At 64.4% G+C, this 14,716-nt stretch carries 13 protein-coding genes; 6 read left to right on the forward strand and 7 right to left on the reverse strand.

All coding sequences use genetic code 11. The features are described from left to right. Positions 1-53: 53 nt before the first annotated feature. On the reverse strand, positions 54-1,421 hold the full coding sequence (locus GD429_RS04365) for a replication initiation protein (RefSeq protein WP_072444964.1): 1,368 nt from the start codon (positions 1,419-1,421) through the stop codon (positions 54-56). 1,822 nt (positions 1,422-3,243) lie between these two features. Between GD429_RS04365 and GD429_RS04370 the strand changes: the two genes are divergently transcribed. After that, positions 3,244-4,425, forward strand: coding sequence for a DNA-binding protein (locus GD429_RS04370; protein WP_152855839.1), 1,182 nt, complete (start codon positions 3,244-3,246; stop codon positions 4,423-4,425). 137 nt (positions 4,426-4,562) lie between these two features. On the opposite strand, the gene GD429_RS04375 is transcribed toward GD429_RS04370, so the two are convergent. From GD429_RS04375 to GD429_RS04385, 3 genes are all read right to left on the reverse strand, one after another. Continuing rightward, positions 4,563-5,582, reverse strand: a complete 1,020-nt coding sequence (locus tag GD429_RS04375) for a tyrosine-type recombinase/integrase (protein WP_152855840.1) — start codon at positions 5,580-5,582, stop codon at positions 4,563-4,565. 101 nt (positions 5,583-5,683) lie between these two features. Next, positions 5,684-6,061: a DUF2471 family protein gene (locus GD429_RS04380; protein ID WP_152855841.1), complete on the reverse strand. Its 378-nt coding sequence runs from the start codon at positions 6,059-6,061 to the stop codon at positions 5,684-5,686. 130 nt (positions 6,062-6,191) lie between these two features. After that, entirely contained in the window at positions 6,192-6,803 is a 612-nt protein-coding gene (locus GD429_RS04385; RefSeq protein ID WP_047902095.1) for a helix-turn-helix domain-containing protein, read from the reverse strand. A gap of 161 nt (positions 6,804-6,964) precedes the next feature. Between GD429_RS04385 and GD429_RS04390 the strand changes: the two genes are divergently transcribed. Next, positions 6,965-8,164 carry a glycine C-acetyltransferase gene (locus GD429_RS04390; protein WP_152855842.1) on the forward strand — a complete coding sequence of 400 codons (1,200 nt, stop codon included), beginning with the start codon at positions 6,965-6,967 and terminating at the stop codon, positions 8,162-8,164. 13 nt (positions 8,165-8,177) lie between these two features. Further along, positions 8,178-9,206 carry an L-threonine 3-dehydrogenase gene (tdh, locus tag GD429_RS04395; RefSeq protein ID WP_096475501.1) on the forward strand — a complete coding sequence of 343 codons (1,029 nt, stop codon included), beginning with the start codon at positions 8,178-8,180 and terminating at the stop codon, positions 9,204-9,206. A gap of 388 nt (positions 9,207-9,594) precedes the next feature. On the opposite strand, the gene GD429_RS04400 is transcribed toward tdh, so the two are convergent. Further along, on the reverse strand, positions 9,595-10,011 hold the full coding sequence (locus GD429_RS04400) for a hypothetical protein (protein WP_152855843.1): 417 nt from the start codon (positions 10,009-10,011) through the stop codon (positions 9,595-9,597). Further along, a complete protein-coding gene (locus GD429_RS04405) occupies positions 10,008-10,646 on the reverse strand; it encodes a GNAT family N-acetyltransferase (protein ID WP_152855844.1) in 639 nt (212 codons plus the stop codon). Before GD429_RS04405 ends, GD429_RS04400 begins: the two co-directional genes overlap by 4 nt. 164 nt (positions 10,647-10,810) lie before the next feature. Between GD429_RS04405 and GD429_RS04410 the strand changes: the two genes are divergently transcribed. Together GD429_RS04410 and GD429_RS04415 are read left to right on the forward strand one after the other, a co-directional pair. Then, entirely contained in the window at positions 10,811-11,416 is a 606-nt protein-coding gene (locus tag GD429_RS04410; RefSeq protein WP_152855845.1) for a TetR/AcrR family transcriptional regulator, read from the forward strand. Positions 11,417-11,479: 63 nt separating this feature from the next. Next, positions 11,480-11,959 (forward strand): DUF1348 family protein, encoded by a 480-nt coding sequence (locus tag GD429_RS04415; protein WP_152855846.1) that lies wholly within the window; start codon positions 11,480-11,482, stop codon positions 11,957-11,959. A gap of 493 nt (positions 11,960-12,452) precedes the next feature. Here the strand turns inward: GD429_RS04415 and GD429_RS04425 are convergent, their stop codons facing one another. After that, on the reverse strand, positions 12,453-13,538 hold the full coding sequence (locus GD429_RS04425) for a tartrate dehydrogenase (protein ID WP_152855847.1): 1,086 nt from the start codon (positions 13,536-13,538) through the stop codon (positions 12,453-12,455). A gap of 116 nt (positions 13,539-13,654) precedes the next feature. On the opposite strand from GD429_RS04425, the gene GD429_RS04430 reads away from it, so the two are divergent. Then, the gene (locus GD429_RS04430; RefSeq protein ID WP_321574400.1) at positions 13,655-14,578 is read left to right on the forward strand and encodes a LysR substrate-binding domain-containing protein; all 924 of its coding nucleotides are present in this window, start codon (positions 13,655-13,657) and stop codon (positions 14,576-14,578) included. Positions 14,579-14,716: the final 138 nt, after the last annotated feature.

Below are 14,716 nucleotides of genomic sequence, written 5' to 3' on the forward strand. Positions count from 1 at the left end.
CGCCCGGCTGAGCGGGCGGCCGGCGGCGGCCCGTCAGCGGGCCTGAGCGGGCCTCAGGCGGCCCGCGACTGGTTCAGCGTGAACGACAGCAGGTCGCCGTCCGTCGGCTCGCCCCAGGTCTTCTGGGCCAGCCAGTCGAAAAAGGCCGTCTCGGCCAGCTTGGAATCGAGGCCGCGCTTGCGCCAGTCGTCGCGCAAATGCGTGCCCATCGTCGGCAGCGCCTCCGACTCGAACGACTCGCGCGCCACTTCGCGCTCGGCGTCGCCCTGCTCCTCGTACAGCACCTTCGCTTCCTTGCGGCGGAACGCCGAGAATTCACTCAGCAGGCGTGCCTTCAGATCGTCCGGCTGCGCCGCGGCAACCTTCGCGGACGGCGTGCCGGCAGGCAGCGCGTCGACCGACTCGACCGGCGGCGCATAACCCTTCTTCAGCGCATCCTTGAACAGCGCCGGCGCGCTGCGCACCGGCGGCAGCGTCGTGCTGCGCATCCGCTGCTCGGTCATTTGCAGTGCGGCGCGAATCCGGTTCTCTTCGCTGTCCGCGTAGAGCGTCTGCGCTTCCTTCAGCGGGATCCCGAGTTTCACCATCCGGTCGACCAGCGTGCTGTCGAACACGTTCGGGTGTTCGTCGAGCGCCAGCATCGGCTGCTTGCGCTCGGTCACGCGGAACTGGATCTCAGCGACCCGGCGCCCTTCACGGTGCTCGATCAGCTCGACGAAGATGTTGGTGACCGCGTTGACTTCCGCGATCGCCGGACGCAGATAGTCGCGCTTGAAGTACTTGTACTCGCGCTTCGCCTCGTCGCCGGCTTCGGTGTCGGGCGTGCCCGACAGGATCGGCCGCCACCATTCCCACGGCTCGCGCATCGTCAGGTGGCTCGGGTTCGTCAGATAGCGCACGCAGATCTCGTACAGTGCGAGACCGGCGCTGCTGCGCAGCTGGCTCTGGAACTGCAGGCTCAGGCGTGCATACTGGACCGGGTCGAGCAGCTTCTTCTTGATCTTCGGCGCGAACGAGAATTCGACCCACACGCGGCGGGTCGCCGGATCCTCGAGAATTTCCGCGTCGGCGATCAGCGTCGAGATCCCCCACTTGCGGCCCGGCTTCTGGCTCGACGTCCCCGTGCTCCATTCGACCTGCACCGACACCATGCGGCGCAGGTGTTCCTTCACCAGTGCGGTGTCGTTCGAATCGAAGGCGGAGTTGGCGACGATATCCGACAGCAGTGCGCGATACGTATCGCCCGAGTCGTCGGCCTGCTGCGCCACGGCCAGCAGGACGTTGAACAGCTTGCGGGTCAGGAGCGTGATCTTGCCGCTCTTCGGCTGAATTGCGATCGCCTCGACGGCCTTGCGCAATTCGGCCGAACTGGCACTCACCACATCCACATCGGTTTTCTTGGCGCGCTTCGTCGTGGCCATACGTCGGGTCGGAGGAGAAGTTTTCCGGAAGGATAGCGCCTGCGGTGATGTGCGTCCAGAACGACATGCTCACCATAGCCGGTGAAGTGCGCGTGCAAGACGGCACTCACCCCAACTGCTCCCGAAAACGCTCACCGGTCCGGAATTGCGGCGTTCCGGACTCGTCCAGACGTGCTGCGGGATGCGCCGATTCACAGAATTTCCCCTGTGCATGACACGTGCGAAACTCGCTCCCGTATCGGCTCACCTTTCGATTTGTCGTAATTTTGCGACTGCACGACCGTGAGTTCGCCACAGCGTCGCGACCGCACCTCACGGTGCGCCTCCGATCGCGCCGCATCGGGCTGTATGCATGTACAGGCGCGGCTCACCGGGACATCGCAATCGGGTCCGGCATCCGGAAAGATGCCTTCGAAACCGGCCCGCGCCGCCCGATCGGGCCTGCTTTGCCGGCCCGGGCGCGCATTGTACAGCGCACAAACCGCGTCGGGTCCCGAAAATGCTCACCTTGAGCACAGTTCGTTCTTTCGGTCGGATCCCACCGAATCCCCGGCACGCGCGGGATTGACCACCAAGGCCTCCCGAAAACGCTCACCTCGGTGGAAAAATGCGGCACGGCAATGGGCACGGGAATGGCTCCCGAAAAACCTCACCGTAACTGTCGCGGTATCAAAATTCCCAATGCCTTCCGATACTTATGCACAGTAGGGATTTGGCTGTGCCCGTTGGGCATCCCCCGAAAAACCTCACCTTTCGGCGGAAATCCTTCATACGACAACCGTATGTCGGCTCCCGAAAAATCTCACCTGTGCCAAAAAGGGGCACAGCAAAAACGACGTTTCTTCCAGTCCTGGCGCGGATTTCGGCGAATCTGACCGCTCGCAGGTCCTGAAAAGCCTCACCTTTGCCCATTTTTCGAGCAAAAACCGTTCCCGAAAATACTCACCTGTGACCGCGATCTCCGCCTGTGATCCATGCCCCGAAAAAGCTCACCTTAGCGTGATCGGGGCAGGAAAACCCGGATTCCCCTCCCGAAAAGCCTCACCTTTAGTGCATCACCGGCCCCGGAGAGCACTTTTGCTGTGCAAAATGGCGTTCGTTTCCCGGAAATCCTCACACCAAATTCCCGTGGAGTCCCGTGAAACCTCACCTTTCGCCAAAACTGCCTAAAAGATGGGCAGAATCGGGGCGCGAAGAAGGTCCCGCAAATTCTCACCTATGTCTGCACAGGCAGAAAACTGTGCAGCCCGGCACAGCGCGGGTTCTGCGGCTGTGAGGCCCCGAAAACCCTCACCTTTGGGAAATCTCGTGTTTCACTGTGATCCCGAATCCGCTCACGACCTTTCCTGCAACGGCTCACGCAGCTCCCTGAACCCCATCACGTCAGCTCCCGCAGAAGATCACCTTGGCTCCCGTAAAACTTCACCTTGTCGGCCGGAAAGCCTTGCTACATAAGGATGTGCCGTGGCGTTAACGTTTTTAACTAAGGGTTCAAGGGTGTTTACTTCTAATACTCTCAAGACATCCGCTGACGAGTTTTCCACAGAGACCCCAAACCCTGAACACCCACAGGGAATCGGATCGGCCGTCATGTGAAACAAATGCCGATTTTCGGGGTCTGCCGGAAAATGCTTGCATTACAAAGACTTGGCTGACTTTCTTCGCTTTGTTTCACGGAATTCCGGACCACATTCGTCCGGATAAGCTCACAGACCCGATTTCTGTGCAAAGCGACGTAAATTCGCAACGTCGACCTGGAAAAGGTATCGATAGATACGTATTTCGTTATGATTGCCACATCTCAATGTCTGTGAGCTCTGCCATGACCCTGGACGAAATGCGCCGAGTCATTCGGGACGAACTGGAATCGCTGCGTGCAAACGGTGCGCGGCGCCAGGAATTGTCATTGCATGCGTGCAAGCGCCTGTTCTTCGATCTCGGTATCCGGCCGTCGGCGGCCAACGTCCGCGATCTCACCCAAACCGGCAGCGCCAGCGACATCCCGAAAGACATCGATCATTTCTGGGAGCGCATCCGCTCTGCGTCCAAGATCAGGCTCGACGGTGCGGCAATTCCGAAGGCCGTCGAGGAAAAGGCCGGTGCGCTGCTCGGCGCACTCTATGAAGAAGCGTTGAAAGCGGCACGCGACAGTCTCGATGGCGACCGCGAACAGGTTCGCGCCGGCATTGCCGACGCCGAACAACGGTTGCGCGATGCAACCGTCCGCCATGAGACGCTCGAAAGCGCGCTCGCGCGCGGCGAAGCCCGGAACGAGCAATTGCAGGCGCGCGTGACCGAACTCGAGGTTCAGCTCGTATCACAGACGACGCACGGTTCGGCAAGTGAAGCGACGTTGCTCACCACAGTTGCCCGACTGGAAAAGGATCTGGCCGCCGCAGCCGGCCGCGTCGACGCCGAACAGGCGCAAAACGCCACGCTGCGCGACCGCATCGATGCGCTGCAAGCCGAACTGCAGCAGCGTACCGAGCACTACGCTCAGCAAATCAAGGACGCGGTGGCCGAAGCGGAACGCCGCGTCAAGCCGATGCTGGTCGAGCTCGACTCGCTGCGCAGCATGGCGTCGACCTACCAGAGCGGTTTGCGCGACGTCCAGCGCAAGGAATTCGATTTCCTTCAGCAACTGAGCTCGGCCAAGGCACGCGCGGATCGGCTCGAAGAACAGTTGCGCAGCCAGAGCGATGAACTGGAACGTGCGACGCGCGACGTGAGTTCGTTGCGCGCGAGCCGCGGGATGAATCCCGAAATTGCCGCGCTGATTCGGCGCCTGGCCGATGCCGGGCAACTGGACGCGGACGCGTTTGCAGCGATCGGGACCTCGCTGGATGAGGAGATTCCGGTGCCGGCTCAGTGCCCGCGTTGCGACGGGGAACCGGAGCTGTCGCACGGCGAAGAGGGTTTTGAAGTGGCGTGCCCGGAATGTGAGCACGCGTCGGGCGCGTGGCCGTCCCGGTTCGAAGCCATCGCGCGTTTTGCGCACACCTGACCAGAAGATCGGCCGCGCCTGCACAGGTGAGACGATCCGGGACGCTTGAGGTGAGGTTTTTCGGGAGCTGTGAAACGGTGAGACTGCGCCGCGCAAGGCTGCTCACGGATCGTGTCGCGTGAGCAGCCGTTTCCGGATCAGTGAGTATCGTCGCTGTCGGATGCGTCACCGTTGCTGTCGGTCAGGCCATCGCGCCAGTTTTTCCATGCACGATGCAGGCGGTTCGACGAGATCGGCCGCATGAAGCCCAGCCATTTGCCGACCCGTTCGGGAGGCACGTCGTTTTCGAACAGTTCGGCCGCGTAGGTATTGCGCAGCGTCTGCGGGCTCGCGCGCGCGGTGCGCGACGACGTAAGCCCGGCCGATTCGACGATCGCATCGATGGCGCGCAGCATCGTTGCCTTGTGCATCGGCCGCCCGGCATGCGACGCAGGGAACACGAGCTCGCCCGGAATTTCCTGGCGCTTGCGCTCCGTGAGCCACGCTTCGAGCAGCGCGATCGCAAACGACGCCAGATGGGTTTCGCGCGCGTAAGCCGGGTGCGCCGACTGGATCTGCAGCGACGTTCCGCTCGTATTGACGCAACTAATCGTAAGCGCACGCGCTTCGCCGGTTTTAATGCCGGCGCCGAGAAACGCGGCGACGAGCGCACGGTCGCGCCGCTCTTTCCAGTACGCGGAACCGGATACGCCGATCGGCGAAAACAGATACGCGAGCAACGTTGCGCGTTCGGCCGGCGTCAGGAAACCGGTCGGCTCGTTGTCGCGTGCCTTGCGCCAGTTCGCTTCGCCATCCTGAGCAATGAAACGGGCCGGGTTGGTCGACGCGTACTCGGTGCGCCGGATGTGGTCGAGCACACGCTCGATCAGCCTCAGATAGCGTAATCGCTGGGTTTTCCGGATCGGTAATTCGCTGACGAAGTTCGCGATCGTCGCCGTATCGACCGTTGCCAGATTCTTCTGATGCGCGCGCATCCACGTGAGAAATGCGCCCCATTGCGTGCGATAGACATCGGCCGACGAGCGGCGATAGTCCTGCATGGCCAGCCACGCATCGAATGCGGCTTCGGGCGATACGATCCAGTCGGATGCACCGCGGTCGAACAGATCCTTCTCTTCCGGGCGTGCCGGAGTGTCGGGAGAGGCGGGAAGGGACATGTTATTTATTCCGTTAGTTGCGTATATGCTAGCCCTTTTCGCAACGTCTCGGGCAGTTGGAGGCTGGACAGGCCGCCATGCGCGGCGGCCCGGTTTGGCAGTCAGTCGCCCCACGCCTTGGACAGACGGTGAGCGCGCGCGCGGGGTGCCGTGTCGTGCGACGTTGCCGCCGCTTCGTACGCGAGAACCGCGAACGAAAAGACGGCGGGCAGCGCATTCGAGCGACCGAAGTCGATCGGATCGTCCGTTTCGGGAAACGTCATGTCCGACGGCCGTTCGAACAGTTGACGCATGCCGGCGTCGTGCCGGCTGGCAAAGCCGAGATCGGCAAGCGCCTCGGCTTCGATCGCGTGCAGCAGGCGCCACGTCAGCGGGACGCGCTGGCGGATGTAGCGCCCGGCAATATGGCGAACGATCAGTTCGAGATCGTGCGCGGCGGCCTTGAAGCTGAGTGCGGCCAAATCTTGTTCTTCTGTCATCGCAGGCTCCTGTCGACCGGGGCGGGCGCCTCCGTGCGCCGGCTCCGGCCCATGCATGGCGGAATGTCCGTATACTGTACAAACATACAGTATTTTCCGCAACAGGCCCTTTGGTCAGCTATACGCGCCGTCAGCGATGTATCACGATCAGCAGCGCCCGCGCTTCGGCCTTGCCGGGATTGCGGATCGCGTGCGGCTCGTCGGCCGGGTAGCGTGCGGTGTCGCCGGCCTTCAGGCGCCGGCTGGCCGCCGCGGCTTCGATTTCCATCGCGCCCTGCAGCACGGTGAGGTGTTCGCGCGTGCCGGGTTCGTGCGCGTTCGATACGAGTGCGCCGCCGCCCGGCAGCGTCAGCTCGTACCACTCGAACTTGCCGGCGAGGTCAATCGGGCCCCACACACGCAACTGGTACCGGCCGTCGTGCCCGGCGAGCGTCGGAATATCGTGCGGGCCGTCTACACGGATCGTCTCCGGCGCCTTCGGCTGCGAGAACAGCTCGTCGAGCGTGATGCCGAGCGCGTTCGTCAGGCGCCAGGCGACGGCGATCGTCGGGTTGGCCTTGTCGCGCTCGATCTCGGAGAGCATCGATTTCGATACGCCGGCCGCGCGCGACAGGTCGTCGAGCGTCAGCTTGCGCTCGTTGCGCAGCCGCTGGATCTGCTCGCCGACCCGCGGCGGCGTGGCGGCCGGCGGCTGCGGTGCGGCGCCGGCAGGCGTGCGCCGCGATCCGGAGGAACTTGCCATTTGAATTCCGTTCGCTTAGAGTTGTTCGGTATTTCGAATTCTAGTTCGGAATATCGGATAAATGCGGTCAACCGAACGACCGACTATAACAGTAGCAGGCCGTTGCGCCGCCGCCACGAGCGGCGCGCCGCGGAATGCGAATCCCTGTCAGGAGCTTTGCGATGCGTGATGCCTTTCTCGCCCAGGTGCGCGGGACGCTCGACCAGATCCGCGCGGACGGTTTTTACAAGACCGAGCGCGAGATCGCGAGCCCCCAGGCGGCGGCCGTGCGGCTCGCCGGCGGTGCCGGCGTGCTCAATTTCTGCGCGAACAACTATCTGGGTCTGGCGAACGATCCGCGCCTGATCGACGCGGCGAAAGCCGGCCTCGACCAGGACGGTTTCGGCATGGCATCGGTGCGCTTCATCTGCGGCACGCAAACCGTGCACAAGCAACTGGAAAGCGCGCTGGCTGCGTTTCTCGGCACCGAGGACAGCATCCTCTATTCGAGCTGCTTCGATGCGAACGGCGGGCTGTTCGAGACGCTGCTCGACGAGAACGACGCGGTGATCAGCGACGAGCTGAACCACGCGAGCATCATCGACGGCATCCGCCTGTGCAAGGCGAAGCGCTTCCGCTACCGGAACAACGACCTGTCCGATCTCGAGGCGAAGCTCAAGGAGGCCGATGCGGCGGGCGCGCGCCGCAAGCTGATCGCGACCGACGGCGTGTTCTCGATGGACGGCATCATCGCCGACCTGAAAGGCATCTGCGATCTCGCCGATCGCTACGGCGCGCTCGTGATGGTCGACGATTCCCACGCGGTCGGCTTCATCGGCGCGCACGGCCGCGGCACGCCCGAGCATTGCGGCGTCGAAGGCCGGGTCGACATCATCACGGGCACGCTCGGCAAGGCGCTCGGCGGCGCATCGGGCGGCTACGTCGCCGCGCGCCGCGAGGTCGTCGAACTGCTGCGCCAGCGCTCGCGCCCGTATCTCTTCTCGAACACGCTCACGCCGAGCATCGCCGCGGCATCGCTGAAGGTGCTGGAGCTGCTCGGCAGCGACGAAGGCGCGAAGCTGCGCGAGCGCGTGCGCGAGAACGGCGCGCGTTTTCGCGAGCAGATGACCGAAGCGGGCTTCACGCTCGTGCCCGGTGCGCATCCGATCATCCCGGTGATGCTCGGCGACGCGCAGCTCGCGACGAACATGGCCGACAAGCTGCTCGGCGAAGGCGTCTACGTGATCGGCTTCTCGTTCCCCGTCGTGCCGCGCGGTCGCGCGCGCATCCGCACGCAGATGAGCGCCGCGCACACGCCCGAACAGATCGACCAGGCGGTCGCCGCGTTCGTGCGCGTCGGCAAGTCGCTCGGCATCGTATGACGGAGGCGCGACCATGAAAGCACTGGCAAAGCTCGAGCGCGGCCCCGGACTCACGCTCACGCGCGTGAAGCGTCCCGAAGTCGGCCACAACGACGTGCTGATCAAGATTCGCCGCACGGCGATCTGCGGCACCGACATCCATATCTGGAAGTGGGACGACTGGGCGCAGAAGACGATTCCCGTGCCGATGCACGTCGGTCACGAATATGTCGGCGAGATCGTCGAGATGGGGCAGGAAGTGCGCGGCTTCGCGATCGGCGATCGCGTGTCCGGCGAAGGCCACATCACGTGCGGTTTCTGCCGCAACTGTCGCGCGGGGCGCCGGCATCTGTGCCGCAACACGGTCGGCGTCGGCGTGAACCGCGAAGGCGCGTTCGCCGAGTATCTGGCGATTCCGGCGTTCAACGCGTTCAAGATCCCGCCCGAGATCTCCGACGATCTCGCGTCGATCTTCGATCCGTTCGGCAACGCGACGCACACGGCGCTGTCGTTCAATCTCGTCGGCGAGGACGTGCTGATCACCGGCGCGGGCCCGATCGGCATCATGGCCGTTGCGATCGCGAAGCACGTCGGCGCGCGCAACGTCGTCATCACCGACATCAACGACTACCGGCTGGAGCTCGCGCGCAAGATGGGCGCGACGCGCGCGGTCAACGTCGCTCGCGAGTCGCTGCGCGACGTGATGGCCGACCTGCACATGACCGAAGGCTTCGACGTCGGTCTCGAGATGTCGGGCGTGCCGAGCGCGTTCACGAGCATGCTCGAGGCGATGAACCACGGCGGCAAGGTCGCGCTGCTCGGCATCCCGCCCGCGCAGACGGCGATCGACTGGAACCAGGTGATCTTCAAGGGGCTCGAGATCAAGGGCATCTACGGCCGCGAGATGTTCGAGACCTGGTACAAGATGGTCGCGATGCTGCAGAGCGGCCTCGACCTGTCGCCGATCATCACGCATCGCTTTAAGGCCGACGATTACGAGCAAGGCTTCGCCGCGATGTTGTCCGGCGAAAGCGGCAAGGTGATTCTCGACTGGACGGCCTGAGTGCCGAAGGGGCTGCGCGACAAACAAGTCGCGCAGCCCCGCTCGTTTACACGTGCGTCGTCGAGATCGGAATGCGCGAATCCGGGCTTGAGGTGAGATTATTCGGGAGCTGTGTTTGCGCGCGGAATCGCGACGCGATCACACATCATCGGTGACTCGCAATCGCACGTTCGCTTCACCTGTCAGCCCTCTCCTCGCTTTCCCCCATCACGCCATTCGGCGCCTGTTCTTCCTCTTCCGCACGCTTCCCTGCTTCGCTCGTCGGGCAATCGCCCGCTACACATCGCATGTAATGCCGTGCGGAACCGGGACGTCAACCGTGAGTCGGTGAACCTCGTTACGACTCACTCATACACACGGCAATCTGCATCGACCGGTGCGCCGCCCGCTACTTGCCCTGTTCACCCTTCAACCCGTGCGGTTCGAGCTGGAGATTCAACACGACGAGCCAGCGCTTCGGGCACTGCGGGGCAACGTCGATCGGATCGCCGTGCGTGCCGGAAACCGTGACGAACCCGTGCTGCACCGCGTGCCGACAGGCGCGCAGCGCATCGGCTTGCAGCCAGAAGCTGACGAGCGCGCAAGTCACGAAGCGGAACAGCAGCAACGTCGCGGCTTCGGGCGCGAAACCGGCCGCGACGAGCAGGCCTTCGAACGCGAACGTCAGCACATGCGCGGCCGCGATCGTGACGATCGTCAGTTTCATCACACCGCGCAGCCGCAGCGCGGCACGCACGCGTGCTTGCCGGACGGCGCGCTGCGCGCGATCGTCGTCGCTATCGTGCTTCGGCAGATTGTGTTTCATGACGCCGCACCGGCTTGCCGCGCAACGTCGATCTGCGCCGTGTCGCAGGCACGCATGCGGTCGTCCGCGACGCCGACGGATTTGCACAGGATCGCGCTGTCGTAGTTGTGTCCCGGGAAGCGCATCACGTCGACCGGTTGGAATCCTTCGCGACGATAGAAATCGATGAGCCGGACCGCCGCATACGGCGCGTCGAGCGCGAGGTGCGTCGCGCCGCGCGCGGCCGCCCGCCGTTGCGCGAACGCGAGCAGCGAGCGGCCGATGCCGCGTTCCTGCCAGACGGGATCGACGGCCAGTTGGCCGAGTGTCGCGACGCGCCGGCTGCGATACGGATCGCAGCGTGAATCGGGGTCATGCGAACACATCGTCATCGTCGCGACCAGATGCGCGTTGCCGAGTGCGACGAAGCACTCGTCGGTGAGCACACGTTCGCGTGTCGCCGATGCCGTCTGATCGACGCACGGGTAGTTGAAGCCCAGCGCGCCGAGCGGCGCGAACGCGCGATGCAGCAGCGCGGTCAGCGCGTCGTACGAATCGCTGCACGGATCGAAGCGCCGCACGGCGACGCGGCCGTCGAGCCGCTTGGCATAAGCCGCATAGGCGCGCGCGGGGCGCGCGGATTCCGGTCGCTGCATGATGTCCTTTCGCCCAGACAGGGTGACCGAAGTGTAGTGAGCGTCACGCATCCGCTTCAAGAAAAAATGTCGTAAACGCGCCAGGCCGCGATTCAGCCCTTTCGCCGATATGGCCATTTCACACAGGAGTTGACGTGGGAGAACGATCGTTCTACCGTAAACGCATGAACACACGACACGACACTTCCGGCGAACCGGGCGTTCGCGACCGGCTGCTCGACGCGGCCGAAGCGCTGATTTATTCGGGCGGCATCCACGCAACAGGTGTCGACGCGATCGTGAAGCGGTCCGGCGCGGCACGAAAGAGCTTTTATTCGCAGTTCGAATCGAAAGAGGCGCTGGTGGTCGCCGCGCTCGAACGACGCGACGAGCGCTGGATGCGCTGGTTCGTCGACGCAACCTATGCGCGCGGCAAGGCGCCGCGCGCGCAGTTGCTCGGCATGTTCGACGTGCTGCGCGACTGGTTCGGGCAGCCCGACTTTCATGGCTGCGCTTTCCTGAACGCGTCGGGCGAGATTCCCGACGCCGACGATCCCGTGCGCGTCGTCGCGCGTATGCACAAGGCGCGTTTGCTGGCATTCGTGCGCGAGCGGTTCGATGCGTATGCCGACGAAACGGGAATCGAGCGCCGCGGGCTCGCGCGCATTGCGCGCCAGTGGCTCGTGCTGATCGACGGCGCGATCGGCGTGGCGCTCGTCAGCGGCGATGCAAACGCCGCGCGCGATGCGCGCGCGACGGCCGAACTGCTGCTCGACACCGTTTCGCGGTAGTCGATGCAGCGAATCCGACCGGCCGCGGGCGTCCGCGGCCAGAACCCTGAACAGGAGCAACTCATGTCAGCTTCCCCCGAAGTCCGTCCCCCCGTTCCGCCCTTTACGCTCGAATCGGCGCGCCAGAAGGTGCGCGCCGCCGAGGATGGGTGGAATACGCGCGACCCGCAGCGCGTGTCGCTCGCCTATACGCCGCAAAGCCAATGGCGCAATCGCGCGGAATTCGTGACCGGCCGCGACGAGATCGTCGGGCTGCTGCAGCGGAAATGGACGCGCGAACTCGACTACCGGTTGATCAAGGAGCTGTGGGCGTTCGGCGGCAATCGCATCGCAGTGCGCTTTGCGTACGAATGGCATGACGATGCAGGCAACTGGTTCCGTTCATACGGCAACGAGAACTGGGAGTTCGATGAAAACGGCCTGATGGCGCATCGTCACGCGTGCATCAACGACCTGCCGATTCGCGAGGCGGACCGTCTCTATCACTGGCCGCTCGGCCGCCGTCCCGACGATCATCCGGGGCTGTCCGATCTCGGGCTGTGACGTTCTCGCCGCGCCTGTTCAGCGGATCGGCGAACGCATCGGCTGTGCGCAATGGTGAGGAAGTTCGGGAGCCGGTGCGCTGAAGGTGAGATTTTTCGGGACTTGGTGAAATGTCGCGTCAAGCTGTGTGCTTCGCGCAGATCGACGCGGCATCGCGCCGGGTGAGGCGGCCATGTCACGTCGATATCGCGTCATGCACGTATCGACGCGCAACGGTGTGCTTCACCATGAGATGCATCTCACCGATCGAGTCGGTTCGGCAGTGCGTTGGCGATCGGTGTGCGTGAACATGATGTGCAACTCACCGATCGGATCGATTTCAACGAAAGACACTGCAAGCAGTGCGCGTTGCAGTGTGTCGTTGCTCACCGCTCGACGTCAGCGATGCACGCATCGGAACCCGCACGGGTGCGCAACCGCATCGCGTGTCGCTCACCGCCGGCTGATTCGTGAAGCCGCTGCCCGGCGCGATCGCTCGCGCCGGGCCTGACCGTCAGCCTGCAATCCGTGCGGCGATCGCCTCGCCTACTTCCTGCGTGCCCGCGGTGCCGCCGAGATCGCGCGTATGCGGCCCTGCGCGCAGCACGTCCTCGATCGCGGCGACGATCGCATCGTGCGCTTCGCGTTCGCGGCCCGCACCGTTGCCGAGGAAGTCGAGCATCATCGCCGCCGACCAGATCATCGCGACCGGATTCGCGATGTACTGCCCCGCGATGTCGGGCGCGGAGCCGTGCACGGGTTCGAACAGCGACGGAAACGTGCGGTCGGGGTTCAGGTTCGCCGACGGCGCGATGCCGATCGTGCCCGTACAGGCCGGCCCGAGATCCGACAGGATGTCGCCGAACAGGTTCGACGCGACGACGACGTCGAAGCGGTCCGGCTGCAGCACGAAGCGCGCGCACAGGATGTCGATGTGCTGCTTGTCGACGGCGATCTCGGGATAGCGTTCGGCCATCTCGGCCGCGCGCGCGTCCCACCACGGCATGCTGATCGCGATGCCGTTGCTCTTCGTCGCGACGGTGAGACGCTTCGCGCGCCGCTGCGCGAGCTCGAACGCGAACTTCAGCACGCGCTCGGTGCCGTGACGCGTGAAGATCGACTGCTGCATCACGACTTCTCGGTCGGTGCCTTCGAACATCGTGCCGCCGACCGACGAATATTCGCCCTCGGTGTTCTCGCGCACGATCATGAAATCGATGTCGCCCGGGCGGCGGCCGGCGAGCGGCGACGGCACGCCGTCGAACAGGCGCGCGGGCCGCAGGTTGATGTACTGGTCGAACTCGCGGCGGAATTTCAGCAGCGAGCCCCACAGCGAGATGTGATCGGGCACCGTTGCGGGCCAGCCGACCGCGCCGAACAGGATCGCGTCCATGCCCGACAATTGCGCCTTCCAGTCGTCCGGCATCATCTGGCCGTGCTGTGCGTAGTAGTCGCAGCTCGCCCAGTCGATCTGCACGAAATCGAAGCGGATGCCGAAGCGCGCGGTCACGGCGTCGAGCGCGCGCAGGCCCTCGGGCATCACTTCACGGCCGATGCCGTCGCCGGGGATCACGGCAATTCTGTAAGTCCTGTCGGTCATGCAAAGCTCCTTGGCTGGTCGGCCTGCTGCCGGGGATGCAGTGGCACGTCACGCCATTTTATTTATTTCCATTCGGATTAAAATCGCACGAAAGGTTAATCGACTTTCCACGAATCGTGAATAAATCACCGAACCTCGACGACCTGCGCGTGTTCAGCCTGGTCGTCCGTCTGACGAGCTTCAGTGCGGCCGCCGAGCAGCTCGCGGTGTCGCCCGCCTATGTCAGCAAGCGCATTGCGCTGCTCGAGGCGCAACTCGGCACGCGCCTGCTGCATCGATCGACGCGCCGCGTGACGGTTACGGAAGCCGGCGAACGCGTGTTCGCGCGCGCCGAGAAGATTCTCGACGACGTCGATCATCTCGTCGAGGACGTGTCGACGACGCGCACGGTGCCGCGCGGCACGCTGCGCATTTCGAGCAGCTTCGGCTTCGGCCGGCACGTCGTCGCGCCGGCGCTGCTCGACTTCTCCGCACGCTATCCGCAGCTGAACGTGCGGCTCGATCTGTTCGACCGGCTCGTCGACGTCGCGGGCGAAGGCTACGACCTCGACGTGCGCATCGGCGACGAGATATCCGATCACCTGATCGCGCGCCGCCTCGCCGCGAACTACCGCGTGCTGTGCGCGTCGCCCGACTATCTCGCACGACGCGGCACGCCGCGTTCGCTCGCGGATCTCGCGTCGCACGACTGTCTCGCGATCAAGGAGCGCGATCACCCGCTCGGCGTCTGGCGGCTGAACGTGCGTGGAGAAACGGCCACGGTGAAGGTCGGCGGCGCACTGTCGACGAACCACGGCGAGGTGGCCGTGCAATGGGCGCTGGCCGGGCGCGGGATCGTGTTGCGCTCGATCTGGGAAGCCGGGCCGCTGATCGAACGCGGCGCGTTGTGCCGCGTGCTGCCGGACGCGATCCAGCCCGCGAACATCTGGGCGGTTTATCCGGAACGCGTCGCGGCGTCGGCGAAAGTGCGCGTATGCGTGGATTTTCTGGCGGAGACGCTGGCCGGCCTGAATGCCGCAGCGGGCGACGATATGGCCTGAGGCCGGCCAAAGGTGAGCTTTTACGGGAAGATGAACCGCGCATGACCGGTTGGGCGCGCAAAGTCGAAACGTGAGCGGCGCGACGTCGTGCAAATCACCATTGAACTCGCGCGACGACGGCGCCGATCCGTTCGCCGG

This window comes from Burkholderia sp. BE17 (genome assembly GCF_009362305.1).
GTDB lineage: Bacteria > Pseudomonadota > Gammaproteobacteria > Burkholderiales > Burkholderiaceae > Burkholderia > Burkholderia pyrrocinia_C.

Excerpts from the sequence above, each read along its gene's own strand:
- GD429_RS04410 (WP_152855845.1), top strand. The coding sequence starts at position 10,811 with ATGAACACACGACACGACACTTCCGGCGAACCGGGCGTTCGCGACCGG.
- GD429_RS04400 (WP_152855843.1), bottom strand. The coding sequence starts at position 10,011 with ATGAAACACAATCTGCCGAAGCACGATAGCGACGACGATCGCGCGCAG.
- GD429_RS04375 (WP_152855840.1), bottom strand. The coding sequence starts at position 5,582 with ATGTCCCTTCCCGCCTCTCCCGACACTCCGGCACGCCCGGAAGAGAAG.
- GD429_RS04365 (WP_072444964.1), bottom strand. The coding sequence starts at position 1,421 with ATGGCCACGACGAAGCGCGCCAAGAAAACCGATGTGGATGTGGTGAGT.
- GD429_RS04390 (WP_152855842.1), top strand. The coding sequence starts at position 6,965 with ATGCGTGATGCCTTTCTCGCCCAGGTGCGCGGGACGCTCGACCAGATC.
- GD429_RS04415 (WP_152855846.1), top strand. The coding sequence starts at position 11,480 with ATGTCAGCTTCCCCCGAAGTCCGTCCCCCCGTTCCGCCCTTTACGCTC.
- GD429_RS04380 (WP_152855841.1), bottom strand. The coding sequence starts at position 6,061 with ATGACAGAAGAACAAGATTTGGCCGCACTCAGCTTCAAGGCCGCCGCG.
- tdh (WP_096475501.1), top strand. The coding sequence starts at position 8,178 with ATGAAAGCACTGGCAAAGCTCGAGCGCGGCCCCGGACTCACGCTCACG.
- GD429_RS04370 (WP_152855839.1), top strand. The coding sequence starts at position 3,244 with ATGACCCTGGACGAAATGCGCCGAGTCATTCGGGACGAACTGGAATCG.
- GD429_RS04425 (WP_152855847.1), bottom strand. The coding sequence starts at position 13,538 with ATGACCGACAGGACTTACAGAATTGCCGTGATCCCCGGCGACGGCATC.
- GD429_RS04405 (WP_152855844.1), bottom strand. The coding sequence starts at position 10,646 with ATGCAGCGACCGGAATCCGCGCGCCCCGCGCGCGCCTATGCGGCTTAT.
- GD429_RS04385 (WP_047902095.1), bottom strand. The coding sequence starts at position 6,803 with ATGGCAAGTTCCTCCGGATCGCGGCGCACGCCTGCCGGCGCCGCACCG.